The following is a 26,765-nucleotide window of genomic DNA, read 5'->3' as shown; positions in this document are numbered from 1 at the left end:
CTCTCGAGCGATCGGGCGGGGATGTCAGGCCGGTAGACCCAGTGGCGCCAGTTTGGCAGACAGCCGGTCCAGGTAGGCCAGCACATCGGCCTCGGGCTTGTCCGGCAGGCCGAACAGTACATCGGTGACCCCGGCCTCGGCCCAGGCCGTCAGCTGCGCCGGATCGGGTTTGCCCGCCAGCGCGACCACGCGCGGGGTGTCGGTGCGCTCGGCCTCCTGCCACACCTTGCGCAGCAGCTGCAGCCGCTCGAGCAGTAGGTCCTGCTCGTACGGGGTGGTGATCCAGCCGTCGGCCGAGCGGGCGATCCAGCGGAAACCCTTCTCGGTGCCCGCGGTGCCGATCAGCACGTCGATCTTGTCCTGCGTCGGCTTGGGCCAGGCCCAGCTGGGCCCGAACTTGACGAATTCACCGTCGTAGGAGGCTTCTTCCTCGGTCCACAGCGCCCGCATCGCCTCGATGTACTCGCGCAGCGCCGTGCGCCGCTTGGCTCCCGGAATGCCGTGATCGGCGAGTTCGTCGGTGTTCCAACCGAATCCGGCGCCGAGGCTGACCCGTCCGCCCGACAGGTGATCGAGCGTGGCGATGGTCTTGGCCAGGGTGATCGGATCGTGCTCGGTGGGAAGCGCTACCGCCGTGGACAATTCGATGCGTTCGGTGACCGCGGCGGCCGTGCCCAGCGCCACCCACGGGTCCAGGGTGCGCGTGTAGCGGTCGTCGGGCAGGCTGGCATCGCCCGTGGTCGGGTGTGCCGCTTCACGTTTCACCGGAATGTGGGTGTGCTCGGGCACGAAGAACGAGGCGAATCCACGATCCTCCGCGCCCTTCGCGGCCGCGGCCGGGCTGATGTTGCGATCGCTGGTGAACAGGACGATGCCGAAACGCATGGGCCCGTACTCCTTTCAGTCTTGGGTGGCAGCCGCGGCGGCCTTACCCGCGCGACGTCCGTAGAAGCTGCCGTCACCGAGGGAGGTGCCGCTGGCGTAACCGCCGGTGCAGACGCCGGAGGTGCATCGGCCCGCCGCGTACAGTCCGGCGATCGGATCCCCGGACACGTGCAGTACTCGCGAATCCAGATCGGTCTTCAGACCGCCGAGCGTGAACCCGCCGGTGTGTTCGCGCAGGTCGAAACCGGCCAGCGGCGTGCCGATCGGCTTGACCCACTCGGTCTTCTTGTCCAGCAACGGATCCGAACCCTGCGCCGCGTGATTGTTGTAGACCTCGACGGTGGTCTGCAGGGTGCCCTCGGGCAGGCCCATGTCGGATTCGAGTTCGGCCACGGTTTCCGCGGCCCACTTGGGCGGCTGCCGGAAGAAGGTCACCGAGCTCTCGGTGGCGAGCGCGGCCTCGAGCGCCTGCTCGTCCATGATCAGGTAGGCCTTGTTGTCCTGCTGGTTCAGGGTGGCCTGGCCGACCCGGCCGCAGTAGGTGTCCTCGGTGATGTAGCGCTGGCCGCGGGCGTTGACCATGATGCCCCGGGCCACCATCTGCGGATCCACGAAGAACGCCACCTCGGCCGCGTCCATGTGCGCGACCTGCGCGCCCAGGGCCTGCGCGACCCGGATGCCGATGCCGTCGTGCTCCTCGATCGAGGCGGCGGGGCGGTTGAGCAGCCGCGGCACGTAGGCCTCGATCATCTCCTGGTTGTAGGCGAAGCTGCCGGTCGCCAGGACCACGCCGCGGCGGGCGCGCACGTGCACGAGATCGCCGTAACGCTTGGCGACCACGCCGACGACGCGGTCGTCCTCGTCCACGATCAGCCGCTGAATGCGGATGTCGTATTCCGCACGCACACCGAGACTTTCGGCGGTGTCGATCAGCGGCTTCATCAGCATGTAGCCGCCGCCCTTCTCGCCGATCCGCTTGTTCTCCATCTGCGGCAGGTGACCGCGCGGCGCGGGGGTGGCGATGTCCTTGAACGGCGCGGAGTTCTCCCCGCCGGAGTACATCAGTCCCTCGTCGTGCGCGGGCTCCCAGCCGGGCTCGCCCCAGAACTCCTCCTTGAACGGAACGCCTTGGGCGACAAGCCAATCGAAGTGTTCGACACTGCCATGGCAGTAGTCGTGGATCTTCGCGGCGTCCACGCCGGGCCCCAGGGCCGCGGTCATGAACTTCTCCATGTTCTCCGGGGTGTCCTCGAAGCCCAGCGCCTTCTGCAGTGCGGTGCCGCCGCCGAGGTAGATGAATCCGCCCGACATCGAGGCCGCGCCGCCCCAGCCGCCGGTGCGCTCGAGCACCAGCACGTCGGCGCCGGCCCGCTTGGCCTCGATGGCCGCGCAAGCACCCGCGACGCCGTATCCGGCGATCACCACGTCGGCCTCGAAATCCCATTCGGTGATCGCGTTCGCGCGCTGCGGTCGTACGGTGGTGGTTTCGGACATGAGTGCAATTCCTGTCTGGTTCATTTCGCCGGTACCGGGCGGTTGATCCGGGCGGTTCAATCCTGCTGCGTGTGGACCGGAATCACCGGCCACGGGCTCACTCCGTGGGATTCTCCGCGGCGCGCGCGGCCTGCTTCTCGTGCCGCGCCACCACCTTGCCCACCACACTGTCTAAACTGGTTCCCGCAGGCCAGCCTACGTAGTGGCACAGGAACAGTGAGATCTCCCGCAGTTGCGCCGGGGTGAGTTCCCCGTTGCCCAGGGCCGAGCCGATCTGGATCTCGGCGACGTCGAACAGGCCCTGCGCGGTGAGCGCGCCGAGCAGCAGCAGCCGGCGATCCCGGATGCTCAGTTCGGGGCGGGACCAGATATCGGCGAACAGGTGATCCGCCGTGACGGCGAAGTGCTCGCCGGGGCCGTCGGCGAAGTCCCAGCCGTACACCTCGGACATCTTCGCCAAGCCGCGGGCGCGACGTTCGGCGGCGGTCTCCTCGCTCATGCTGTTTCCCTTCCGGCATGAGCGAGGGCCTGCGTGGTGACGCTTCGCTGCCGCCTACGGCCCTGACCGCTCATGCCTGCTCCTTCGCGATGTCGCCGGGGCCCACGCCCAGGCCGGTGCCCAGGCCCTGCAGGGCCAGTCGGGCGAACGGTAGTGGAACCTCGAGCCGATCGCCGACCGCCAGGGCCAAGGCGAGATCCTTCTCGCCCAGGCCCCGGACGTGGGTCAGGATCGAATGCCAGAAGTCGTCTTCCGCGACCGGTGCGGTGGTGTCGCGCAACATGATCGCGCCCGCGCCGCCGGTGATGGCGTCGGAGTGCCGGACCACCTTGCCCAGCTCGGTGATGTCCAGGCCCGCGGCCTCGGCGAGGCGCTGCGCCTCCGCCGCGGCGGTGAAGGAGACGAAGTGCAACAGGTTGCGCGCCAACTTCATTCGCGTGCCCGCGCCGACATCGCCGGCGTGCACGACCAGTCCGGCGAAGTGGCCGAAGGGTTCGCGGACCTTCTCGTACGCGGCCTCGGTGCCGCCGACCATGATCGCGAGGTTGCCCTCCTTGGCTCCGCCCGCGCCGCCGCTGATCGGGGCGTCGACGAATTCCACACCGCGCGAAGCACATTCCTCGGCCAGCTGGACGGCGGTCTCGTCGCTGATGGTGGAGTGCACGGCGACCACGGTGCCGGGCCGGGCGGTGCTCAGGATGCCGTCCGGCCCGGAGACCACCGAGCGCACCTGCTCATCGTTGACGACCACGATCGAGATGACCGCGGCCTGTTCGGCGACCTCGGCGGCCGTGGCCGCGGCTTTCGCGCCGCGCGCCACGAACTTCTCGACCGCCTCGGCCCGCATATCGCAGACCACGAGTCCGCCGGGCCGATCCAGCAGGCGCTTCGCCATCGGCGCGCCGATATTGCCCAGGCCGATGAACCCGACAGGGGTGTCGTTCCCGGTCATGAGCGGATGATCTGTCCGCCGTCGACGTTCAGGATGTGGCCGGTCACCCAGCTCGCCTCGTCCGAGAGCAGGTACAGGCACGCGCCGACCAGGTCCTCCGGAGTTCCCATGCGCTTCAAGGGAAGTCGGTTCACCATGTCCTTGACCATATTGCCCGGGGTGACGGTCTTGGTGGCCTCGGTGTCGATCGGGCCGGGGGCGATGGCGTTGATCCGGATCTTGGAGCCGCCGAGTTCGGTGGCCAGCTGCTGGGTCAGGCCGTTGACCCCGACCTTCGCCAGGCCGTAGAAGCCGGAGTACAGCCAGGCGGCGGTGGAGGACTGGTTGACGATCGAGCCGCCCCCGTCCTTGGACATCGGCTGCCACACCGCGCGCGTCATGTTCAGCGCGCCGTCGAAGTTCACGCTCATGAACTTCTTGTAGTAGTCCCACGGGACGGTCAGCAGCAGGTCGAGCTTCATATCGCCGTAGATGGCGGCGTTGTTGACCAGGTGGTCGATGCCGCCGAATTCGGCCACGGTGAATTCGGCCAGTGCGGTGGTCGACTCCGGATCGGAGACGTCGACGCTGTGGAACACGGCGGTGCCGCCGTCGGCGACGATCTGCTTGGCGACCTCCTCGCCCTTGTCCGCGTTCAGGTCCGCGACGACGACCTTCGCACCCTCGGCGGCCAGCGCCTTGGCATAGACGGCGCCGATACCCTGGGCGGCGCCGGTGACGATCGCGGATCGTCCGGTGAAACGGGCCATGGTGAAAACTCCTCTGCGACAGATTGTTCGGCTTGTTCGGCGGTCGCGATCAGTGGTGCTCGGCGGACATTCCTCGAATCCGGCGCCTGGAACTCACGGGCGCGCGGGCGCCTGTCCGCGCACGTCGCCCCCTCGCCGGTGCCGTGCGACGTCGGACGCACACCTGCGTCGTTCGCTCGCTCACCGGTAGCTCCCATGCTGTCTGGACACGTGTACGGACTATATGGTCGAAGTCGCTGCCAGCGCAAGAACCTGTTGCAGTTTGGTTGGGTGGGAGTGCGGGTCGGGGCTGGTGTTCGGGGTATCCCGGGTGGTGAACATGGTTGGGGAGGGATTGGGGGAGCGATGGACTCCAGCGATTGGATGGCCCGTGAAGTAGGGTCGTCCAGAGTGCGATGATCCAGAAGGGACTCTGAGGAGGGGCGCGATGGGGGAGATGGACGCGGGGGTGTCCACGGCCAACAGTTTGTATCAGCAGGCTGCTGCGGGGACGTTCACGATGGAGGAGGGGGTCGCGAGGAAGTGCGCCGAGGCGTATCAGCGGCTGGTCACGAATACTATTGACCCTCAGATAGAGCTGGCGAGGAACCTCAACCGTATGGATGGGTTCGGCACCTTCCATTCATCGGATCAACTCAAGTCTGGATTCGAGGCCAAAGCTGCTGATTTGGTCAAGGTGTTGGAAAACGCCAAAGAGGCCGCTCTTCAATTGGCTGCAGCACATCTGATGGCCGCTAAGCAGGTTCAAGCGGCAGATGAACTGCATCAGCAAGCAATCAAAATTGCGACGGATGGAGTTGGCAAGTGAAGGTGTCCGTTTGGGCTTGCATCGGTGCAGCCGCGCTCACAACCGTAGTCGCTTGCTCGTCGAACGGTGGCGACAGTTCGAATGACAGTGCGTCGCCGACATCTTCGGTTGCTGCTACTGCGTCGGTGCGGCCAACACTCATGGCGTCGAATATTCAGCCTCCCTCGCAGAAGGATAATCAGTACTCGGAGGGGCTTCCCGAGGTTGTCTTCGATCCCTGCACGTGGATCGGCGACCAGACCATCCAAAAAGCAGGATTCGATCCGGCATCGCGTCACAGATTGCAAGACATGGTTGCTGAGCAGACGTTTTTGACATGCGCATTCAAATCGGAGATGAAAACTCTTACGATAAATTCCTCAAATGTTCCTTGGGATCAAGATCTGCAGAAGCATGCATCGCACACCCGTGCTACGACCGTAAATGGTAGGCAGGCCATATGGGTTGATGACAAAACATTTGCTGGAGCCTGTGAAATCGACCTCAGGACCAAGGCGGGGTTTGTGCAGATTTTCACTGACCCCACAGACAAGTCGAATGTGAATCCGTCATCTTCATGTGACGGCATGTTGAATATCGCAACGCTCATCGAGCCTGAGATCGGGAAGGGTAACTGAGCATGGCCAACTCCGACGGCAATTCGCAGAATCCTCTGCCGATGATGTTTCCTCAGGATCCCAAGGCTGTCACAGTCATGGGAGATGCGACGACGTCTAGAGCCGGCGCTCAGAGTTTGGAAAAGCAACTCTCGTACTCGGATACGGACAGTCCGTACATACCTGACCTGGAAAACTGGGATGGAAAGTCTCATCAGGATATCTATACTGGTGTTCAGGCCATGAAACCTGGTTCTATACAGATGTACGCGACGTCGTGGAATAATATTGCAAGCAGCCTCGGTGGTGGTCTGTTCGGATCGAATCTTGCGGTTCAGAACGCCCTTGCCGAAGGGGCCAAAGGGCAGATCGCGAATGCTGCAGCGGATTCCGCGCAGAAGTTCTTCCAGCAGATGACGCAGTTGCAGGACGTGGTCACCGCAGTAGCTGCGCGGATTCGATCGGTCGCTGATGGGGCCGAAGCCGTGAAGTTGTCGGTCCCACCTCCGAACAATGCCGCGGCCGTACCAACCCCTACATCACCCGACGCTGCCGAAGTCGGCGCTCTGATCGGCGTAACCGCAGCGAGCAGCGTGATGAACTCGGGCCGCTCCGAGGAGAATCTTCACCAGACCGCGATCGCGGCGATGAAGAACAACTACGACCCGACATTCGGCCCGGCAGGCACCGGTATCCCGACATTCGTCTCGGTCGACAAGCCCGGCGGCAGTACCAATCCGAACGCGAACACCGGCCCGTCGAACACCAGCCCGGGCAACGCCAAGAACGACAACACCAAGGACAACTCCCAGAACCCGAACAACTCGCAGCAGAAGGATCCGTCGAATTCGGATCAGTCCTCGCAACAGTCCCCGAGTTCAGCGAACCAGGGCACGTCGAATTCGAATACCTCGCCGCAGTCGGCGGATTCGTCGAGTTCCAACCCGTCGACCTCGACCGGGACCGCCGGATACAACGGTGGCGCGGGCGGCGGTGCCGGTGGCCTCGGCGGCCTGGACAGTGGGACGACCAGCGGTGGTTCCGGTGGTGCGGGACAGAGCATTCCGGGCACCGGCAACGGGAATTCCGCTGCGGCAGCGGCTTCGACGAACGGTGCCGCGAAGACGACCAGCTCCGGAACCTCGGGTATGCCGGGGATGGGTGGCGCCGGGGCGCGCAAGTCGGAAGACGAAGAGCGCGAACACAAGACCCCGGACTATCTGATCATGGATCGCGAGGAAGAACTGATCGGCCGGCTCGATCCCGCGTCGGGCGGTGCGCTCGGTGCGGATTTCCCTGCGGCGCAGACGCAGCGGGACAATGGTGAGGGCAATTATCGGTGAAGTGGGAGTTCACTCCCGATGAGTTCATGCATCTGTGGCGGGAGACCGACAAGGATCGGTATCCCTTTCCGCTGCGCCTGATCTCGTCGGTGCAATGGCAGAGCGAAGCGGCGAAGGCCGCCGAGGAACTGCGGGCGCGGCTTCCCGCCGGCGGTGATCCGGACCTGTCGGCCGCACTGCGCGTCGCGGCGGATCCGGAGGTCTCGGCGGCACTGCTGGGCAAGCGCCGCCATCGATTGCGCGTCTACGGGGCGATCGACGGCAACATCGGCGTCACCCTGTTCCAGCGCCCGGGCCAGACCAACGACTTCGGCGGCAACGTCGTCATCGAAATCGGTTCTCCAGCAGTGGTTTCGAACGTGTTCGCCGCAGTCGTCGGCTCCGTTCCCGCAGGCACCGGCCCCGCGCTCGTCGAGTCGGTGGACCGCATCGAGGTGAGCCTGGAATCCTGGACCGGCACCAAGGAGAACACCGCCCAGCGAATGCGCAACCTCCTCACGGTCCGCCGCGCAGGCTGGGGCCACATCGAGGTCCGCGCCGCCCGGCGCGACCGTCGTCCATTCCCGCCGCAGTACTTCAGCTGGGTCGACGTGGACAGCGACGGTTGCTACACGTTCCGCGAGCAGTACAACGACTTCCACGTCGAACCGTGCTCGCGCCAGATGGTCGCCCACGAGGTGGCACGAATGGCGTTGAGCTGGCGCGACTGACCGTCGTAACCTGTCGCGCCGTCTCCGCGAAAGCCTGTGAATGTCAGCCGCTCAGGTGTCCTCGACGGTGCGCATCTGACATCATCGAAAGATGCGGCGCACCCCGGAAGCGGTGTGCCTGTGGATGTTTGCCGAGAGGTGAGGAGGGGGAGCGATGCTGTTCGTTCCACATGCCGTGTCGGACATGGCCAAGAAGATGGAACCGCACGCGGAAGCGACGAAGGGACATGCGACGGGGATCGCGAACGCCGGGTTCGAGGCGTCTCATACTGGGCAGGACTATCAGGAGCAGGGGAAGAAGCTCGCGTCCGGTGTGAACGATATCGTCACGATGCTGCACTCGTGGTCCGAGGCATCCAGTGCGACTGTGGATGTCCTGCGGCATGCGGTGAATACGAACGTGTCCGGTGATCAACAGCACGCATCTGCGCTCAATTCTGTGACCGACGGGCTCGCTTGAGATGGCCGCTTCACCGGACTATGCCGCAGAGTATGCGCAAAGTAACTCGACAGCACATGGAGAGTTGACGCGGTGGCTACAGGACGACGGAACGAATCACCTGGAACAGGTATGGTCCAGCAATACCGATATCCGAGGCACGGATATCAAATCCATGCTGGACGAGGCTGCTTTCGGTCTGGAGTGGTTCCGCTTGGCGCTGGTGCGGTACAACCGTGCTGGACAGGTCCTGGGCGGGAATGGATTCGGCAGCTTCGTGGTCGCGCCGCTCAACATCGGCGGGATATCGGTGGGTGGGGAGACGGTCGAACCGGGCGACCCGGACGGTGAGATGCGTCGACTGGAATATAAATACTACGATCAGCAGCGTGGGATGAATCCGGAGAGTATGCGGACATTGGCAACGCAGTTGCAGGCCGCAGGCTCGGGTACGGGTACGAATGCGTCGACCGATGCGATCACCAGCGAGCTGGCCGGGGTGAAGAATGCGGTGCCGGAAGCCTGGGAGGGTTCAGCGGGAAATGCTGCCCAAGATTATCTCGCAGGCTTTCACGCGCATGCGGATCAGCAGAACAAATATTTGCAGGCTGTGGCCAGTGCAATGAGTGGACTTCCGGATGTTCTGCTACAGATAGTGCGTGAAAAGGCGGCATTTGTCGTCGGATTCAATAGTGCAGATTGTCCGGTGGCAGGCCATGCAATGCGGCTCGGCGAACATGGTGGAGAAGACCCGGTAAGTAAAATAATAACCGTGGCCGGGGAGGGGTTCTGGGGTTATCTCAACGATGCGAACGACGAAGTGGAAAGGCAGTTTCATCTCGGTGTCGGACCGGGGAGTTCGGATGGCGCGCACAAGCTTCGGGATAAATCCAAGGAGTGGTTGACCGACCACTTCGCACCCGCTGTGCGGGAGGCTTTCACGGCATTCATACATCAGTGTGCGCTGTCGGATTATTACATCAAGCAAGCGTACAAGCCCGTTATGGACCTGCTGGATAATCAGGACACGACCACCTTCCCGAAACCGCAGGACCCCGCCAAGGACACCAACCAGCAGAATGGTCCCTCGGCAAGCGGGACATCGAACTCGAACACGAGCACCGCAAGCGTGGATCAGAGCAAAGTCCCGTCCACGTCGACCACCCCGACATCGGTGAATCCGAGCTCGTCCCAGAGTAATCCGCTCTCGACGCTACTGAGCCAAGCCGAGCAGACCCTGCAGACGGCGTCCTCGGGAGTGAGTCAGCTGACCAGCGCATTGCAGTCCGGTGCGAGCCAGCTCTCGAGCGTGCTCCAGTCCGGGATGAGCGGAATCTTCGGCAACACCACCGCGGCCGCGTCATCGACGAACGGTTCGAAGAACCTGGCGAGCTTCAACATCGGCGGCGAAAAGGTCTCGATGACACAGGGTTCCGACGGATCGATAACCACTACGGTGACCGGTCTGGACGGAAAATCCCAGAAGTACACGATGGGGATCAAGAATGGTGTCCCGTACTTCACCCCGGGTGGCGGTGATTCTTCGACACAGTCGTCCACCACGCACAATTCGACGTCCTCCACCGGCAGTGGGACGGGCACGGACAGCGCTGGGAGCGGGAGCTACTCGACATCCGGGACAGGTGGCGGATCCGCGACCCAGTCGGTCACGAGCGATTCCTCGCAGCAGTCGGGTTCGTCGGTGCCGAGCACGGGCTCGTCCACGACGACGACCACGTCTGCCTACGACTCCTCGACGACGGCATCCTCGTCGTCCTCGGGAACCTCCTCGACCGGTTCGATGGGCCACATGCCCTCGACCGGAGGGGGTGGCGGAAAAGGCTCCGAGGGCGAGCACAAATCCACCGGCGTGGTGCAGTCCAAACCGATGTGGACCAAGAACCCCGGTTCCGATCGCAAACCTGTGATCGATGCCGCCGCACCGCAAACCTCCGGCGGAAAGTTCGGTATCGATGATCCGGTCGAGCAGTATGTGCCGAATCTCGATTTCGAGCCTGCGGCGGTGTACGAGCCGGATCCGGCAGAATCTCCGAATCCCCGGCAGGGTCGAGATTCCAGCCACCAGCCGAGCCCGCCGCCCGCCGCGCCGGTCCCGGCACCGACTCCCGCGCCGGCCCCCGCACCGACCGCCGCGCCACGTACCGACGGTGTGAAGATCGAAATCGACATGGGTGGTTGAAGATGAAAAACTATGCGGCACATATGGACAACCTTCTGGATGAGTATCGCGCACATTCCCGGTCGACCCAGCAGAGGTTCTTCATAGCCGACGCCCGCACCACCCGCGCCGGCTCGGCGGCATTCGACGAACTCCGCGGGCAACTGGCCGAGCAGGCCCGCCAACAGGAGATCGAAACCGCCCGGGAACTGGCCGCTCGCCGAGAACGCGAGGAACGTGATCGCGTGGCGCGCTTGGAAATCGAGCGAGCCCGCCTGGCCGAAGAACGCGCCCGCCCCGCCACCTACAGCCGCAACGCCATCGTCCAGCCGACGGACTGGACCGACGAGGACGACGCGCTGGAAGCGGGAGCACCGATATCGTGGCTGTCATGACGCGGTGGTGGCGACAGTCGTGCGAGGCTCGAATGAGCCGGCCTGCTTCGGAATCCGGTGGTGAATGAGCATGCAGGACTGGGAACGCGACGAGATCCGTTCGGCCAACGACGGTGTGAAGGCCGCGATGGAGCAGGTCCAGGCGGATTTCGATCGTGAGCTGGGCGAAGCGGGCGAGGTGTACCGCAGGTTGCAGACGATGAAGATCAAGGCGACGAGCCCGAACAACCTCGCACGGGTGACGGTGAACTCGTCCGGCGTCGTGACCGAGATCGTGATCGCCGATGACGCGTACCGGCGCAGCACACCGCAGAAACTGACCGAGGACCTGAACGCGGCGATTCACGGCGCCGCGCAGGCCGCCGCGCAGGCCCGTGCACAGGTCGTCGCTCCGATCCAGTCCATCGTGGACTCCATGCCCGATGTGAGCGAATTCGTCCCGGGCGCACCGAGTCTGCGAGATCTGCAGGCTCAGCTTTCGGGCGCGGTGGATCCGCCGGAGCAATCACAGCAATCCCGCTGAGCGGGGGACATTTTCGAGGAACCTGGAGGCACGTCCGTGCGTCCAAGGGAGAGAACCGGTCGTACGGGAGGTTGTGGACTGTGGGAGATTTCTTTGCCGATCCTGATCAATTACGTTCGATAACACCGCATTTCGAGCAATTGGGCGAGGATGTGGAGTCCGCGCTGGAGCTGTTGAAGGCGGGAATCACCAAGGAGGGCAAGTGCTGGGGCTCCGATGCCCCGGGCAAGCAGTTCGAGGAGAACTACCCGCAGGACGAGACCAAGGACGGCAGTGTCGGCAAAGGGTTGAAGGCGCTGGAGAGTTTCGCGGCGGCATTGAAGGCGACCGGGGACAACATCACCACTGTCGCCAACAAGGTACAGAGTCAGGACGAGGACAACGCGGCCAAGATCCGCAAGGTGTAACGGGGCGTTCGGATGACGTTGTGGTTCCCGCATTTCTCGGGACCTGTGGGGTGGATCGAAGACTTCCTGCTCGGTCATTGGCCAGAGGGCGACGAGGACGCGATGCGGCGCCTGTCGAAGCACTGGTCGGATATGTCCAAGGCATTGACCGAGCTGAAGGATCCCGCCGACAAGGCGATGAGCAATGCGCTGACCGCGATCGACGGCAAGACTCACGATGCGATGTCCACGTACTGGCAGGATGTCGCCGGCGGGGACGGCAGTGATCTGAACAGCATCATCGCGATGTGTGACAGCTTCGCGAAACAGTTGGAGCAGGGCGCCACCGATATCGAGCACACCAAGATCGTCATGTACATCTCGGTGGCCACGATGATCGCGATGGCATTCATTCCCGGGATCGGCGAGGCCGTCGACGCGGTGGCCTCGGCGGCGGTGAAGGTGGCGATCCGCAAGCTCGGGCAGGAGCTGATCGATAAGATCGCGATCAAGGGCGTAACGGCTCTGGCCGAGCGGACCGGATTGAAGATCGCGGAGAAGGCCGCCACGAAAGTCGCTCTCAAGGAGACGGAGAAGCTCGGGGAGGGGGCTGCGGCGAAGTTCGCGGTCAGCACATTGGCGCAGGGGGTGACCGGGGCAGCGCTGGGTGGTGCGACGGACTTGGCGGCCAACGTTGTTCAGGCCGCCGAGGGGGAGAACGTCAACTGGAACAGTTCGTTGCAGGCCGCCGGGGCAGGGGCGATTGCGGGGACTGTGGGTGGGGTTGTCAGCCATCCCTCCAATCTGGGCATGGCGAAGGTCGCGAAGAACGTCGATCTCGGCTCGAATTCCGCCAAGGCGGTCATCGCGCGAGGTGTGGCGGCTGCCCCGGGGAACGTCTTGGGCAATGCGGTGTCGACCGTGGCAACCGGGGGAAAGCTCGATCAGGGGGTGCTCGACGGGGCCGGGGGCGGACTCGGCAGAGTGAAGCCCGGGGAGGGCGGCGCGCCTACCACCCCACATGTGACCGAGACCTCGCACACCACACCGCAGGTCGAATCGCACGACACCGCGACCACGCCGAGTGCCGAACACTCCGACAGCGCAACGCAAACCACAACCGCGAGTGACTCGTCGGCGAGTGATGCCGATACGAGCAGCAAGCCGGCATCGGTCGCCGCTCCGGACAACGCAAGCGTCGCACCGTCTTCCGGTGTCGAAAATGCGAGTTCGACGCCCGTCCAGCAAGATTCGGCAGGGGCGAACTCCACACAGGACGCCCGGCCCACTGCGGCACCCGAGACTCGGTCCGCATCCAACACCGCGGGACCGGCCGCATCCGATCGAGCGAGTACGCAGAACCCCGCGGCGCAGGGAACGACAGCACCCAACACAGATCGCGCCGCAACGCCCGCATCAGCGGGTAACCAGGCCCCGACCACCCCGTCCAACCGTGACGTGGTGTCCCCGGCGGACCGTTCGGCACCGGCGACCCCCGCCCGCCCGGCTGCGGATACACCGCAACGTCCGGACAGCACACAGCGACCGGAAACCGCTGCGCCGCAGAATGATCGCAGCACGACAGCGAATTCGTCCGCGACCGAGACATCACGCGCGTCCGAGCGATCCGATACGACCGATCGAAACTCGGCGTCATCCAGCTTCCGCGATTCGAGCGACAACACGCCGCGCAACGCGGAACCGAGCGACCGCACCACGACGAGCGCGCGCGACGCGCAAGTCCGAGAACCCCGCCCCGTCACCGAGGACTCCGGCCGTCGAACCTCCGACACGTCCGACACCCATCCCGAACCGTCACGAGAGGCTCGACGTCCGGACAACCCGACCGGACCCGCGGCCGATCGGAAGAACCCGACCGAATCGTCTCGGCAACAACGGGATTCCACGCAGCAATCGGACCGTCCGCCGACACCCGGCAATTCCCGGACGCCCGCCCGCGATTCGACCCCGCGTTCCGCCGAAGCAGCGGACCGGCCCCAGCGTGACCAGCGCTCCGAGCCGGCACCCGACCGGAATATGTCGGATCGCACCGAACCCACTCGGGAGTCGATTCACTCGGATCCGCAGGATTCGTCGGTTTCGCCGGCTGAACGCTCCCCTCGGCAGGACGAGTCCGAGGCACCCCGATCGCCCGCCGATCAACCGGCCGAGACCACCGAAAACCGCTCCCACACAGGCGATTCGGCCGCCGCTGACGAGTCGCTACCGACGGACACGCTGGGTTCCTCGGAAGGCTCTGCGGATGATGTGCCGCCGGTTACCGAGTTCGACAATTACCTGGAGAACGGTGAGGGAGTCGTCTACCGGCCCGACAGCACATCCATCGGTGACGATCCCCGTACCCATCGGGTGCGAGAGAACACCCTCAACGAGGGTGAACACGACGTCATCGTGCACGGGAGCCCCGAGGGCGCGCCGATTCCCAGCCTGGGCCCGGAGGTTCATCCGGAACAGATCGTCGATGCGATTCTCGGAAATCCGAATTACGAACCAGGCACGCCGGTTCGGCTGCTGTCCTGCTTCAGCGGTAACGATATGGGCTGGGCGCAGCACGTGGCGGATCGTCTCGGCGTACCGGTGCGCGCCCCGTCGGATGCGGTCGGTACCGCGCGAAAGCCCAACTCTCCCGCGGCGGTTCGCGGCGACGGCGAATTCCGCACCTTCCATCCGAATTCGGACGAGGCACATCCCGGCCGGGAGAATCCGCTCGACCCCGCGGGTCAGTTGCCGGACGAGCAGCCGCACACCTCCGACAACCGCAGGTCCGCCTACGATGATCCGCCCGGCTGGGATTTCATGGGGGGAGACGAGCCCGGTATCGAGTCGCGGGAGACGCAATCCGGCGCGGTTGTTTCCGGACGATCGGAAGCTGTTGAGCCGCAGCATGAGCCGACTACGGACAGGTCTCGTGGTGACACCGGCAGTCTCGGCAACTTTCATGGTGATGGCCGACCTGCGCATCAACCGGACCTCACTCGGGCCGAGGTCATACGAGCCCTCAACGAGAATTCGTCGTTGGTCATACCCGATGGTGTCGGGTGGTTTGCACGAGACAAATCTGCCTTGATAGGGCGCCCGGGTCTGGACCCCGTCGAAGTGCACTTCGATGTCCGGCCGATAGACGGTGGTGCGGTCGCGGAATTCCATGTACGGGAGGATGGGAAGACATACGACGTCCATATTTCGCCGCGCGCCCGTGATGAGGACATTGTTCGAGCACTGGCTCATGAAGTCGCGGAGATCAAACTCCTGCAGGACCCGAAAGTCTCGGCGGAGCCGTCCCTCGATCACGCCGAAGGTCTGACGCCTCGCCTCGGCGGGCAGTTGGCCGAGGTAAAGGTTGTGACGGCGCATATCGAGCGTGCTGAGCTCGACCCGCAGCGAGTGCACGAACTGCCTGGACTTCGTCGAGATCTGGCCGACCTGCTCGATGGGCTCGGTATGCGCGACCCGGGCAATTCGCAAGCGCGATGGCGTCTGTTGAACGAAACAGATGCACGGATGGCGCCTCGGCTGGAACGTCAGCTCGACCGAATCCCCGCTGGCCGAGATGTGGTCGGAGAGCATTCCGGAGAACCCCGTGCGCGATCAGCGCTGGACGAGCGCGCTGATCGGAATGCCGAGGTGGCGCGGAATTCCTCGAAAACGGATGAAACGCCACGTCGTTTCGAATCTCCGCATGATGGTGCGGAATATGGTGAGCAGAACCTGGGGCAGGTCAGGGATTCGTTGTCGCCGGATCGAATCGAAGCGGTGCGCCGATATGTCCAGGGATCATGGATCAACGATGTTCTGCGAAGCCCTGATCCGGGTGGGATGCTCGATCGGCTGGTAGCCGACCGTAAAGCTTTCGACGCGATAATGAACCACGTTGATGGCCCGGAACCGACCCGCGAAACGATCAAGGAGTTGGCCGAACGTCCTGATCTGCATCCGGATGTGCGAGCTGCTGTCGAGCACGTTATCGGTCACTGGCAGTCGGAAACTCGACTCGAGGAGATGGCGGAAAACGCTGGGAGGGGACGCTATATACGTGACACTCTGGGGGGAGTCGACCCGACTGTAGATGCGGTAGCCGACTACATCAGAAACCTGGATTCGGCCGTGGACAATCCCATTTCGGAATCAATGGTGGTCGTTCGCGGGCTGAAGAGCGTGGAACATCTTGTTGTCGATGACCATGGTACGCCGTTGGGTGCGGGTGACATTTGGAAGCTGAGGAATCAGGTTCAATCCGAGCCCGGTGCGATGTCCACAGCTTTGAGTGATCGGTCCGGTTTCGGAAAATATCAACTCGAACTCGAGGCGCCGGCCGGTACCAAAGGCCTGTGGATCGGCAACAAGAACAAAAGCCGTGACGAGTTGAAACTTGGTGGCGAGAACGAATTTCTGTGTGAGCGTGGCCTGAAATATGTGATAACCGATATCGTCGATGCTCCAGCCGAATCCGGGTTGACATACATTCTCAAAGGAAAGATCGTCCCATCCGATTTCGCACTCGAGCCCGGCCCTCGAGCCGAAATCGGCGGGAGCGGAGCGTCACCTCGATATGACGGCACAACCGAGGCGGTCTCCGACAAGACTCTGCGGACCGAGAGTTCGAACGCATCCGAAGTTCCGCCGGCCAGCGTGGAAAGCGACGGTTTGCACGGGTCTCTCACACTGCCCGATGCGGTACATGCATCGCCACCGCACACTTCGGAACCCGAAGAACCTCGAGTCGGTTCACCGACAGAACCGACGAGTACACCGGAACCGACACCGGACGAATCTTCCGTGCAGCGGCCCCAGCCGGAGCGGGATCCCCGGACAGCGAACAATCCACGCGATCCGGTGGAGCCGGATCGCGCTGGGCAGCAGAATTCTTCGCGTCCACGCGAGTCCTCACCCCTCGAGCCGCAACGGACGTCGACGCCGCCGAGCCGAGAGTCTCCCGCCCCCGCCCCGCGAAAACCGGATCACCAGGAGACGCCGCGCCCCGTCGATGGACGCCGCACATCCGATCACGGTGTGGCGGTACCACCGGATCGGCAGGTGCCGCGAACGCCTGAGGTGCCGCGTAATGCGTTGCAGGACCACGTTGCTCGGCAGTCCCCTCGGCCCGAACAGTCCTCAGTTCCGGTACCGCAACAGCGTGAGCGTCCGCAAGCGCCCGAATCGAATCGGCCGCAACCTCGGCAGCCGGATCGGGAGCATCCTCCGACGCAGGAGCGTCCTCGCACCGACCGCGAGGAGCCTGCCGATCGGCAAACCCCCGAGCAGCGGGCACCGAACAATGGACCGGAGCGGGATCCGCGAGGCGCGCAGCGTGATCCGAGGTCCATGCGCCGGGATGAGCTACCTCCGCGCGGTCCGTCGCAGGATGATGTTCGCCGCGCGCAGCACGCGCGCCGGTGGCGTGATTGGCTTCGGCCGCATCGGCCCGACGCGAATCGGGTGGTTCCGGTCACCACGAAGTCCGAGCCTGATGCCAAGCCCGCGTTCGACATTCGACGGTATGCGAATACGCAGGGCGGCCCGGTCGCGGTCGCGCGGATCAAGGTTCACGTGACCGCGGATCCGAACATCCATCCACAGTGGCTGAACCACCTGTGGGAAAATGCCCAGAAGGCAACGGATTTCGGTTTCAATCACGAACAACGGCTGCTGTCCGGTGATCGGATGTTCGTCGATCTCGTGCACACCTCGGATCCGGCCGAGGCGAATCTGCACATCAACGTCGGTGAGGGCCCCGGGCAGTGGCGTCCGGACATGCCCGTCGATGCGATCACCCGGCAGTTGCGCGACCACCTCGGGCTGTTGCCGCCGGATCCGAATCATCCGGGGCTGAACCCGCACGAGATCCGGCAGCTGAGCAACGATGTCGCGCACGCCAATACACCGACACGATTCGACAACCCGTCCGAGAGTCGTGCGGTCGGGGTACGACGGTTGGACGAGGTGGAGCGGCCCGAATATCAGGCTGCGGTAGAGGACGCGTTGCGTGACGGCAATCGATTCCTCGTGGGCGCTGATCCGCGGACCAACGCATACGGAAAGTTGATCAACGACGGCGGTCTCGAGATTCCGGGTCGGGCCAACAACTGCACGGACTGCTCGCTGTCGGCGCTGTCGGCGTTCTATGGAAATCCCCAGGTCAGTGCACCTCGATGGCCGGACCCGATACCTGGCGGGGTGGACATTCGAAGCGGAGAGCGCGGTGGTCCGGAACGTGCCGCGCAGTGGCTCGGTGACGGTCTGCACACGATCGGCGGAGGCCATCCGATCCCGAATCAGTTCGGTCACCTGCACAATCTGGTCGACCGAATGGGCCCGGGATCTTCGGCGCTGGTGGTCAACGAGTGGCAGGCTCGTGACGCGAATACCGGTGAACCGCTGTACAACCCGGACGGCACACCACGTCGAGGCGGTCTGCACGCCACGGTGATCGTCTATCCCCACGACGCCGGCGGACCGGTGTGGTGGGATCCGCAGGCAGGGACCATGTCGGATCACCCGCCGCAAAATATGGCGTACGGGTCAACAGGTCTGTGGTACACACCGATCCCTTCACACCCAGGAGAAACATATGGCGGAATGCCGCACTCGGGAACAGGTCGAGGCGTACCTGGCTCAGATCTTCAACCCCGACAGGAGGTTTCAGCCGTATCCGATCGGGGAGATCGGATGGCTGGTCCTGCCGGAACAGAGTCCGGAGGAGATCAACCCGGGCGGGACGAATCTGGTGATCGACGCGGAAACCGGGGTGGTGATCGAGTACCCGAGCTGGAGCACGACGATGATCGCGGACGACTTCCGGGAGGCCAAGGCGACGGGCCGGCACCCCGCCGGGGGCCAGATCTATCCACCCCTGTGGCGGTTGAGCATCCAACGCACCCAGGAAACTCCGGAGACGATCGGATACCGAGTCCAAGCCCTGTCCCAGGCGAATCCGCCGGAGGGGAGCGAGGAGTACGAGATAACGATCGACAAGCAGACACTGCGGCGTCGGGGGTACGGGCAGAGAGCGGGGAGCGCGGTGGCCCGGGCGGAGTGGCAGAGCAGGCAGGACGGGAGCTGGCCGGAGCGGCTGACCTGGGAGGAGTAGAGCACCCGTACCGATCCGAGTCCGGCGAACCGGGACGTGCGGGGCGATTCGAAACTCCGACCGATGAGGCGCCGCAGGCCGATCACCGGGAGACTTCCCGCGCCCCGGAACCCGAATCACCGCGCGACCCGTCACCGGCGCGACGCGCGGATGGCCCTGATCGTGAACCGCCGCCGCGTGAGGCGCCGGAGCAAGGCGCCCCCGCGCGGGTGCGCGAGTCGGACGGAACGCCCGACGAGCCTCGGGACCAGACCGGCGAGCGGGACAGCTCGGTCGCAGCCGTCGAACCGGAGGAGCTCGACCGGATATTCCACGAGGAGATCGTCCCCGGCCTGCTGTCGGAGGCAGCGTCGGTGCATCCTTCCGAGAAACCGGAATTGGTGGTGGTCGGCGGCCAGATGGGTGCCGGAAAATCCACCATGATCGCGGAGATCAAGGATTCGTTCGCCGATCGCGGCAGTGTCCTGCACCTGTCGGGTGACGATTTCTTCCGATTCCATCCGCGCTATGCGGAGTTGATGGCGCAACGCGATCCCGACGCGATCCGGCACCTCGTCCGGGATTCCGGGCGCTGGTTCCGCATGGCGCGGGAGCATGCCATCGCCAACCGACAGCATGTGATCCTCGAACTGGCGATGGGTGATCCCGCGAAGGAAGCGGGCATCATGCGGGAGTTCGCCGACAACGGCTACACCGCGCGCGCCGAGGTGATGGCGGTCGCCGAACCGCAGAGTCGGCTGTCGACCATCGGCCGATACCTCGACGAGCGGATCGATCACGGCGTACACCGCTACACGCCGCCCCGGCTGCACGAGGCATCGTTCACCGGGTCGCAGGAGATGGTGGGCCATCTGGAGTCGGCCGATCCGCCGGTCCGCGTCGAAGCCCTGACGGTCCGCAGCCGCAGCGGCGTGCTGTTCGAGAACCGTCGTGGTCCGGACGGGCAATGGGCACATGTGCCGCGCGCCGCGGAAGAAATGGCGCACGAACGCGACCGTCCGTGGACCGCCGACGAAAAGCGCCGTTATCAGGAGCAATTGGCGGACGTACGTCGCCGGATCGCGCAGCTGGCAGAGCTTCGGCCCGAAGAATCGGCGACCCTGACGATGCTCGGCCAGGAACTCCGTGAAACCGAGGCCCGAGCTCTGCCCTGGCTGGACTCCGACGCGCACGACGAAGCGACAACATCGCACCATGACGATGACACGGGCCCACCCCTTGATAGCGCGGCGCCGGTTACCGCGGAGGCGGAGGCCCGGTACGACCAGGCGCACGACGCTCAGCACGACATCCAAGCGCAAACCGCCGGACAGCACGAATATCTGCGCACCGCCGAAGAACGCGACCTCGCCGAGGCACCGCCGGAGCAGCACGATCAGATCCGCGCTTCGTATGCGCGGGCACACGAACTGGTCGATCTGGCAACGGCTTCCGACAAGGCGAGCCTGCGAATTCTCGCGGTCATCGATGAATGGCATCCCAGCAAGGGCGGCGTCGTCTCGGTCAACAAGAATCTGTGCGAGGCGCTGGCCGACCTCGGGCACGAGGTCTTCGTGCGGGTCGGGCACGAGGTGACCGGACTGGAGGGCGCTGACAAGGTCACCCTGATCGCGCCCCGCGAGCCCGATTCGAGTGTCGAACTGCGGCACCAGTTGACCTCGAACATGGCTGATCTGCCGACCGGCATCGATGCGGTGATCGGGCACAGTCGCTTCTCAGGCCCGGCCGCCAGGGAGATCCGCGACGGGATGTATCCGCAGGCCCGGTTGGTACACATCGTGCACATGGTCACGGATTCGTTGGCCCGGGTGCAGGGCAAACCCGAACGGGTCGAGGTCAATCACGGCCTCGAAGCGGACCTGGTGTCCACGACCGATGTCGCGGTCGGCGTGGGGCCTGCCCTCGCCGAAGAGGCTGCCCGACTGGCCTCGATGACGGGTACCTCGCCGGTGGTGCATCAGATGATCCCCGGCATCGAGTTCTTCGACCAGGTCCGTCCGCCGGCGGATCGCGAGACGAAGCGGATGCTGGTGTTCGGCCGGGCCGATGACCCGGTGAAGGGGGCGATGCAGGCCGCGGAGATGGTCAAGAAGCTCAACGAGCAGGGAATCGACGTCGATCTGATCGTGCGTGGAGTGCCGGTAGACCAGATGCGAGCGCAACTGCGTTCGCTTCGGGAAGCGGCGGGCCGTGACGTGGACGTGCGGCCCTATACGCTCGAGCGCGATGAAATCCTCGCCGATATGCGCGATGCCAATGTGGTGTTGATGCCTTCTCGTGCCGAGGGATTCGGGCTCGTCGCCACGGAAGCCGCAGGAGCCGGGGTGCCGATCGTCGTGCCGAGTACCAGTGGCGCCGGTCGATTCTTCGGCGACCCCGACCTGTTTCCGAGCGACCTCACCGCCGGAATGCTGGTCGAACAGGGGTACGAGGACCCTGTTCCGGTCGACCGCTGGGTCGATGCTCTGGCACATCAGTTGTCGGATCAGGACGCTGCCTGGGATCGGGCATTGGACCTCCAGCAGACTCTGCGCGACCGACAATACACATGGGAATCCGCGGGAGCCGCACTCATGGACGCCACCGCAACGGTCCCGCCACGCGAGCAACCGGCGGCCGGTATGGGGAGCGATCGCCGGGAACCGAGCACATGACCGGTATTCGTTGTGGGGCAGGATTGACAGCGGCCGCCATCCTGGCCCGGACAACCGTCGGATTTTCGAGGAGTGTTGCGTGAACAGCTACGAGGGCGAGCCCGCGGGCGACGACGGGGCCGATCGCTGGTTGCGGAATGCCGCGATCAGTGCCCTCGATGTCCTCGCTGTGCCCGATTCGAGCGGGGAAGCGCGGACTGCGGTCCTGGCCGATCTCGACCGGGCACTGTCCGGATTGCCCCCTGCCACGGGCCATCGTGCCGAGCCGGTTCTGGACCCGGCTCTGCACAGCCTCGGGGCGATCGACTACCTCGGCACTCGGGGCAGGCCCATCCCGCTCGAACAGCGAGCCCTCGATATCCGCGCAATGCTCGAAGCGAAAAGCCAAGTCCGGGACCCCGTGGTCATCACCTCCATGCGCGGCATAATCATCGCTGATCTGCTGAAGGAGTTGGCGAGTCGCCTGGCGGCGGGCGAGGCGTTCGGTATCGGTGACGCCGGGAAAAATCTTGCGATCGCCGCACGTGACATCGCCGCCTGGCTGTACGACTCTCAGTCCGGTTATACCGAAATGGATTGGGCGAAGAGAAGTCCGATGCCGTTGCCTACCGAGGTCGATCCGGTCGCCATCGCCCGGCAGCTACGAGAGGCGGCCTCGGCTGTGCTGCAGGCGCACTCGGGCGATTCTCGCGATCGGGGCGACGCGCTCGTCGTCCTGCATCAGGCGGTTCGCGGCCCGATACCCGAGTTGGAGGTGCGGCCCGATCGCGTCCCGGGCGACCCGTCCCACCACCTGCTGTGGGCACTGGAATCGGCGGCCATCGGGAAGGAACCGCCGACCACTCTCCTCGAGGAAGCCGAACATTCCCGGCGCAGTCTCGCCGGGGACCGTGATGTCCGCGAACGCCGGGACGATGACTACAACATCGATTTCGGTGAGCCGCGGGCAATGGCCTGTGTCGCACTGCTCACCGAGCTGTCCTGCCGCTTGCGCCCCGGAGCGGCGTTCGGGCCCGGTCGCGAGGGGATTCCGCTGGCCATGGTCGCCGAGGAGCTTGCGCAGAATCTGTTGTCCCAGACCGTGCTCAGCTGACGCTGTTCTCCACCGAATCAGGAGTTGTCTTGTCGTCGTCCGTTCCGCCCTTGATGATCATCGCCTTCGCGCAGGCCGAGGATTCCCGCGGCGGTGCCACCGAGGCCGCTCGTATCGTGCGGGGCCTCAACGAACGCGGCTTCGACGTCGCCCTCACCGTGCGCGGGGTCGATCCCAGCGTGACTGCGCCGGTGCGGCAGACACTGTCGACCTTGGCTCACCGCGAGGTGACAGTGCTCCCGGCCGTCGAGGACGACAGGGCGACCTTCATCGCGGACCTCGAGGCCGCAGACCTCCTCGTGATGCCCGGCCAGACCGGTAAATTCGGGTTGCTGGGCCTGGAAGCAGTGATGCAGGGTGTGCCGGTGATCGCGCCCGTCGACAGCGGGATCGGCATGTATCTGGCCGACCCGGAACAGTTTCCGCAGGAACTGCGACCACCGCTGGTGCCCGAACCGTTCCGGCAGCCGATACCGGTCGACCTGTGGGTGGACCAGGTGTCCGAGGTGCTCGCCGATTGGCCGGCCACGCAGGCCCGTGCGCTGCGACTGCAGCAGTATCTGTTGCAGCGCAACAAGACCTGGGAAGGCGGCGCTGCGACGCTCGCCGCGATCGCGCGTTACACCGATGCCGTCGCAGATCTGATCACCCGATCACAACAGCCCCGCACGACCTCGCCCGCGCCTTCCGAGTCGCGCGGCCCCTACGATCCGGTCCTGTATTACGAAGCGGCCGTGGATATTCTGGGCAGCCTGATGGCCGCGTCCTCGGCGGCGGAGTGGATCGCCGAACACGGCGGTCCCGCCGATCTCCGCACACCCGAGGCCACGGTCGGGCTCCGGCGGGATTACCTGTCCGCCATGCGAAATCTCGATCCGGCGGACCGGAGTGCGATCACCGACGCGATCCACACCCACGGGGAGCAACTCGCCGCCCTCGGTGCCACGTCCGCCGTCCTGCCGCGCGAAGACCCCGATCGGTTCCGGCTCGCCCGCGGCGATCACCAGTGGGTGTTCACCCACAAGATCGTTCCCGAGCTGTACGGAAATCTCACCGCCGCAACCGATCCGACGGCGATCATCGTCACCGGCCCACCCGGGTCGGGAAAGACCACCACGATCCGCGACCTGCACGTCGCGCGGCCGGGCGCCGTGGTGATCGACCCCGAGTTGCTGTTCGCCTACCACCCCCGCAGCTGGGATCTGACCCTCGCCGACGATCCGCGGGCAGGCGATGTCGTCATGTGGGATGCGCTGGGCTGGACCGCGCTGGCGGCCGAGCACGTGGCACTGGCACGAGCGGACATTCTGCTCGAACTCACCTCGGACCGGGACACCGAGGAATTCGCGGCCACACTGCGCGACTGGGGATACCGGGTCGAGGTACAGGTGATGGCCGTGCCCTCGGAATTGTGCACCCTGCACGCCACGCTGCGGTTCCACTGCCGCCACGGGCAGTGGCGGGCGCTGGTCACCGAGGCCGGATAGCGCCGCGTTCGAGTGAGCCTGATACGTCTGCGCCATTTTCGTCGGTCTGGCTGATCACCAGTTCGCCAGTGAATCCGCATACGCTTCCCGGACAGCTTCGAGCCGGAATCTGTCGAACCGTCCGGGCTCCTCCTGGTAGATCATCCGTCCTCCGGACGACCAGAATTCCGACTCGGGCACCCGATCAGCTTGTGGTGGAATGAATTTCAGTACTTCGTCCAGCGCGGCCACGGCCGTCTCCAACGTATGTCTGGCGGTTCGGCGGGCCTGCTCATCCAATCCGCTGCTGTCCATCGGTACCTGACTGCTGCAGATGTCGGAGTATCGCAGCCAGATCGCGGGGTCGAGAAGTACGGACGGTTCCGCACCGCCGAACAGAACCCCCTCGCTCGGCGGCGGCAAAGGCTGCTCCGGCAATCGGAAGTCGTACTCGAAGGGGTTCTGGCAATGGTCACATGTGCCGCGGTACCGGCCGATGAGCAAGCCGCCCGACCTGATGACCGAGCTGCGATATGTCGCGCCGCGTTTACCGCATCGAGCGCACTGTTTGAGGTCCACGAACAATCGGGCCTCGGCATTGGTCCGCGCCAACGGGGGAACATTACTCACAGTCGAACATCCTCTATCAGCACTCGGTGTTGCCTACCGCTGGATATTGTTGGTTGGCCTCGGATCGTGCGAAGTGCTCACCGGCCGCGGTAGCCCGAGCGATTCCGCAGGTCCTGAAGGCTCGCGATGCGCTGTTCGGTCGCATCCGGTTCGATCCGGCCGAAGGTGTCTTCCGCAGGATTGCGCAGAATACGCATCCGGCGCAATGCGGCCAAAGGGGTCAAGCCCTCCGAATATGCGCCCATCAGCCGTGACCGCCACAGACCACCGGCGACGACACCGTCCGGCCCGGCCTCGGCCAGAGGTAGCCACCCGGCGGCATCGTCCGCCGCCGCAGCCCACACATACCCGATGACGGAACCGCGGAGTGAGGCTGTCAGATAGACGAGTTCGCCGACTGCTTCGTCCGGATAGGTAGAGATCGGCATAGCCGGTTCGGGTGGATGTGCGCGCGAACCGTCCGGGTACTCACCATCCTGGATCAGGGGTTCGTAGCTGGGGTCGGGGTCGAACGGTACTGTCGGGTTGAGTTGATTCCACAGCTCGGCCGAACTATCGGCGGTCGATTCTCGGGCGTTGGCAGCGACCCCGCCGTACGAAGAATGCTCGGATTCCCCGATCCAGTGCCGAATTCCGCCCCGAGGAAGCAAATCCTGCTGAAAAGACTCCCGCAGCCGGTCAGCCCAGAATCCGGTGCCCATCAATCGGCTGATGTCGTCTCGGAAGATCTCCTCATCGATTTTGGGGTGGAACCCCGCTGACAGACCATCGTCGGCGGCTGACGCCCACAAATAGCCGACCAGTCGTCCTTCGCAAGTCACGGGCAGGTAGATGACCGGTTTCCTGGTCCGGGTGTCGTACCGAGTCTGCCCTCGCGAGTAGGGTCGTCCCCGCACCGGTTCCGTCATTCTGCGCCCTCCCCATCCTTGTCCGGCTGTACTACTTCACCACGATATCGGTTGTCCGCCAGTCGAAGTGCTGTCCGCAGCGGTCCGGTCCGGCAGTTGCGGGATGTTGGTGATGACACCGAATTCGCCGGCCCCCTCGCTTGTCGTCCTCCCTGCCCGGATCCTTCGGGAGAACACCGTCCGATCCTCGCACATCTCCGTGTGCGGTGGTGCGAGTCCTGGCCGTCGGCGGAGCCATCACGCACCTGTGTCGGCACATACAGCGCACACGATAAGGTGATCACGGCAATGATCCGCTGCACGATCGCTCCGGGGGCGAGACACTACCGATGACAGAGCTGAAGACGGTCGGGATGTACCGGGAGATGTACGCCGATCGGCGCAAGGGGCGGCACGACGAGTTGCCCTCGCTGGCCGAGTCGTTCACCGATCGTGTGATCGAGGATCGTGCGGAGATCGCCGCCTATATGCGTTCTGCGCCTGGGGTTTTCGATGTGTTGGACGTGCTGACCGATCTGGTCGGCGGGACCGAGCGGATCATGAGTGCCTCGTCGCTGATCTCGGATGGTGAGTGGATCTGGCGGGTCGATTCGGTGCATTATCTGGCGAATTACGGGCTGGATATCCCGGAGGAGTTCCTGCGGCACGTGCGGGGGCGGAAGTACACGCCTCCGACGGAGGTCGACGACAGCGACGAGTTCGATTCGGCTGTGCTGCAATACTTTTGAGCTGACAGCTCGCAGGTGTGTCGCCGTTGGGCTGCCGCGTCGCGGCTCGGTGCCGACGGTTGCCGGTACTTGCGTGGTTGTCGCACCCGATGTCCGGTAGGTCGATCGCGTTGCGCGCCCGGGTGTTGCCGAGTGCTGCCTCCGATGCGGTCCTCGAGTGTGTGGTCGCTGTGGTCGGCCGGTCGGTATCCGAACTTGTTGCAATTCGCCTGATAGTCGC

Annotated in this window: 23 protein-coding genes and 3 pseudogenes; 17 read left to right on the top strand and 9 right to left on the bottom strand. The window is 64.6% G+C overall.

The genetic code is table 11. From position 1 onward, the window contains the following. Window positions 1–24: 24 nt before the first annotated feature. The 5 genes from K7711_RS05370 to K7711_RS05350 all read right to left on the bottom strand — a co-directional run bounded on the left by K7711_RS05370 (window position 25) and on the right by K7711_RS05350 (window position 4,579). Window positions 25–885 carry an LLM class F420-dependent oxidoreductase gene (locus K7711_RS05370; protein WP_067885603.1) on the bottom strand — a complete coding sequence of 287 codons (861 nt, stop codon included), beginning with the start codon at window positions 883–885 and terminating at the stop codon, window positions 25–27. A 15-nt stretch (window positions 886–900) separates the two neighbouring features. Beyond that, window positions 901–2,379 carry an FAD-dependent oxidoreductase gene (locus tag K7711_RS05365; protein ID WP_222965337.1) on the bottom strand — a complete coding sequence of 493 codons (1,479 nt, stop codon included), beginning with the start codon at window positions 2,377–2,379 and terminating at the stop codon, window positions 901–903. A gap of 97 nt (window positions 2,380–2,476) precedes the next feature. After that, the gene (locus K7711_RS05360) at window positions 2,477–2,878 is read right to left on the bottom strand and encodes a carboxymuconolactone decarboxylase family protein (protein WP_040817701.1); all 402 of its coding nucleotides are present in this window, start codon (window positions 2,876–2,878) and stop codon (window positions 2,477–2,479) included. 70 nt (window positions 2,879–2,948) lie between these two features. Beyond that, window positions 2,949–3,830 carry an NAD(P)-dependent oxidoreductase gene (locus tag K7711_RS05355; protein ID WP_222965335.1) on the bottom strand — a complete coding sequence of 294 codons (882 nt, stop codon included), beginning with the start codon at window positions 3,828–3,830 and terminating at the stop codon, window positions 2,949–2,951. After that, complete coding sequence (locus K7711_RS05350; RefSeq protein WP_222965333.1) at window positions 3,827–4,579, bottom strand: SDR family oxidoreductase; 753 nt, start codon at window positions 4,577–4,579, stop codon at window positions 3,827–3,829. The genes K7711_RS05355 and K7711_RS05350 overlap by 4 nt, the downstream gene beginning before the upstream one ends. Window positions 4,580–5,006: 427 nt before the next feature. Between K7711_RS05350 and K7711_RS05345 the strand changes: the two genes are divergently transcribed. The 10 genes and pseudogenes from K7711_RS05345 to K7711_RS49565 all read left to right on the top strand — a co-directional run. Continuing rightward, window positions 5,007–5,387 (top strand): hypothetical protein, encoded by a 381-nt coding sequence (locus K7711_RS05345; protein WP_222965331.1) that lies wholly within the window; start codon window positions 5,007–5,009, stop codon window positions 5,385–5,387. Beyond that, window positions 5,384–6,004 carry a DUF3558 family protein gene (locus K7711_RS05340; RefSeq protein WP_222965329.1) on the top strand — a complete coding sequence of 207 codons (621 nt, stop codon included), beginning with the start codon at window positions 5,384–5,386 and terminating at the stop codon, window positions 6,002–6,004. Before K7711_RS05345 ends, K7711_RS05340 begins: the two co-directional genes overlap by 4 nt. A gap of 2 nt (window positions 6,005–6,006) precedes the next feature. Further along, a complete protein-coding gene (locus K7711_RS05335) occupies window positions 6,007–7,326 on the top strand; it encodes a hypothetical protein (RefSeq protein ID WP_222965327.1) in 1,320 nt (439 codons plus the stop codon). Further along, window positions 7,323–8,036 (top strand): ESX secretion-associated protein EspG, encoded by a 714-nt coding sequence (locus tag K7711_RS05330; protein WP_222965325.1) that lies wholly within the window; start codon window positions 7,323–7,325, stop codon window positions 8,034–8,036. The genes K7711_RS05335 and K7711_RS05330 overlap by 4 nt, the downstream gene beginning before the upstream one ends. Window positions 8,037–8,190: 154 nt before the next feature. Then, window positions 8,191–8,496: a hypothetical protein gene (locus K7711_RS05325; RefSeq protein WP_222965323.1), complete on the top strand. Its 306-nt coding sequence runs from the start codon at window positions 8,191–8,193 to the stop codon at window positions 8,494–8,496. Between the two features lie 64 nt (window positions 8,497–8,560). Further along, on the top strand, window positions 8,561–10,675 hold the full coding sequence (locus K7711_RS05320; protein WP_222965321.1) for a WXG100 family type VII secretion target: 2,115 nt from the start codon (window positions 8,561–8,563) through the stop codon (window positions 10,673–10,675). A 2-nt stretch (window positions 10,676–10,677) separates the two neighbouring features. Beyond that, window positions 10,678–11,049: a hypothetical protein gene (locus tag K7711_RS05315; protein WP_222965319.1), complete on the top strand. Its 372-nt coding sequence runs from the start codon at window positions 10,678–10,680 to the stop codon at window positions 11,047–11,049. A 70-nt stretch (window positions 11,050–11,119) separates the two neighbouring features. Beyond that, the gene (locus tag K7711_RS05310; protein ID WP_222965317.1) at window positions 11,120–11,572 is read left to right on the top strand and encodes a YbaB/EbfC family nucleoid-associated protein; all 453 of its coding nucleotides are present in this window, start codon (window positions 11,120–11,122) and stop codon (window positions 11,570–11,572) included. A gap of 80 nt (window positions 11,573–11,652) precedes the next feature. After that, window positions 11,653–11,979, top strand: coding sequence for a WXG100 family type VII secretion target (locus K7711_RS05305; RefSeq protein WP_157186162.1), 327 nt, complete (start codon window positions 11,653–11,655; stop codon window positions 11,977–11,979). Window positions 11,980–11,991: 12 nt separating this feature from the next. Continuing rightward, window positions 11,992–12,363 (top strand): annotated as a pseudogene (locus K7711_RS49565) (WXG100-like domain-containing protein); the annotation flags it as partial. 293 nt (window positions 12,364–12,656) lie between these two features. Here K7711_RS49565 and K7711_RS47340 read toward each other — a convergent pair. After that, a complete protein-coding gene (locus K7711_RS47340) occupies window positions 12,657–12,824 on the bottom strand; it encodes a hypothetical protein (RefSeq protein WP_235746569.1) in 168 nt (55 codons plus the stop codon). Here K7711_RS47340 and K7711_RS49625 point away from each other — a divergent pair. Further along, window positions 12,769–14,526: pseudogene (locus tag K7711_RS49625) on the top strand (DUF8616 domain-containing protein); the annotation flags it as partial. The gene K7711_RS47340 and the pseudogene K7711_RS49625 overlap by 56 nt on opposite strands. A gap of 1,227 nt (window positions 14,527–15,753) precedes the next feature. On the opposite strand, the gene K7711_RS47330 reads toward K7711_RS49625, so the two are convergent. After that, a complete protein-coding gene (locus K7711_RS47330) occupies window positions 15,754–15,951 on the bottom strand; it encodes a hypothetical protein (RefSeq protein WP_235746567.1) in 198 nt (65 codons plus the stop codon). 27 nt (window positions 15,952–15,978) lie between these two features. Here K7711_RS47330 and K7711_RS49235 point away from each other — a divergent pair. The 5 genes and pseudogenes from K7711_RS49235 to K7711_RS05290 form a co-directional block, all read left to right on the top strand. After that, window positions 15,979–18,402 (top strand): annotated as a pseudogene (locus K7711_RS49235) (toxin glutamine deamidase domain-containing protein); the annotation flags it as partial. 145 nt (window positions 18,403–18,547) lie between these two features. After that, window positions 18,548–19,066 (top strand): hypothetical protein, encoded by a 519-nt coding sequence (locus K7711_RS47320; RefSeq protein ID WP_235746565.1) that lies wholly within the window; start codon window positions 18,548–18,550, stop codon window positions 19,064–19,066. Window positions 19,067–19,275: 209 nt separating this feature from the next. Beyond that, window positions 19,276–21,720, top strand: coding sequence for a zeta toxin family protein (locus K7711_RS47315; RefSeq protein ID WP_308014476.1), 2,445 nt, complete (start codon window positions 19,276–19,278; stop codon window positions 21,718–21,720). Window positions 21,721–21,799: 79 nt separating this feature from the next. Continuing rightward, window positions 21,800–22,813: a hypothetical protein gene (locus tag K7711_RS05295; protein WP_222965313.1), complete on the top strand. Its 1,014-nt coding sequence runs from the start codon at window positions 21,800–21,802 to the stop codon at window positions 22,811–22,813. 29 nt (window positions 22,814–22,842) lie between these two features. Beyond that, window positions 22,843–24,300, top strand: coding sequence for a zeta toxin family protein (locus K7711_RS05290; RefSeq protein ID WP_222965311.1), 1,458 nt, complete (start codon window positions 22,843–22,845; stop codon window positions 24,298–24,300). Between the two features lie 54 nt (window positions 24,301–24,354). On the opposite strand, the gene K7711_RS05285 is transcribed toward K7711_RS05290, so the two are convergent. Both K7711_RS05285 and K7711_RS05280 read right to left on the bottom strand, forming a co-directional pair. Then, on the bottom strand, window positions 24,355–24,909 hold the full coding sequence (locus K7711_RS05285; protein WP_040817730.1) for a hypothetical protein: 555 nt from the start codon (window positions 24,907–24,909) through the stop codon (window positions 24,355–24,357). A gap of 77 nt (window positions 24,910–24,986) precedes the next feature. Beyond that, complete coding sequence (locus K7711_RS05280) at window positions 24,987–25,817, bottom strand: hypothetical protein (protein ID WP_222965309.1); 831 nt, start codon at window positions 25,815–25,817, stop codon at window positions 24,987–24,989. 329 nt (window positions 25,818–26,146) lie between these two features. Between K7711_RS05280 and K7711_RS05275 the strand changes: the two genes are divergently transcribed. After that, complete coding sequence (locus tag K7711_RS05275) at window positions 26,147–26,545, top strand: hypothetical protein (RefSeq protein ID WP_040817733.1); 399 nt, start codon at window positions 26,147–26,149, stop codon at window positions 26,543–26,545. The last annotated feature ends 220 nt before the right edge of the window (window positions 26,546–26,765 follow it).

It is taken from the genome of Nocardia coffeae, assembly GCF_019890715.1.
GTDB classification, from domain to species: Bacteria; Actinomycetota; Actinomycetes; order Mycobacteriales; family Mycobacteriaceae; genus Nocardia; species Nocardia jiangxiensis.
The sequence above is the reverse complement of the archived record's forward strand: the minus strand, read 5'-3'. Positions and strand labels throughout refer to the sequence as shown.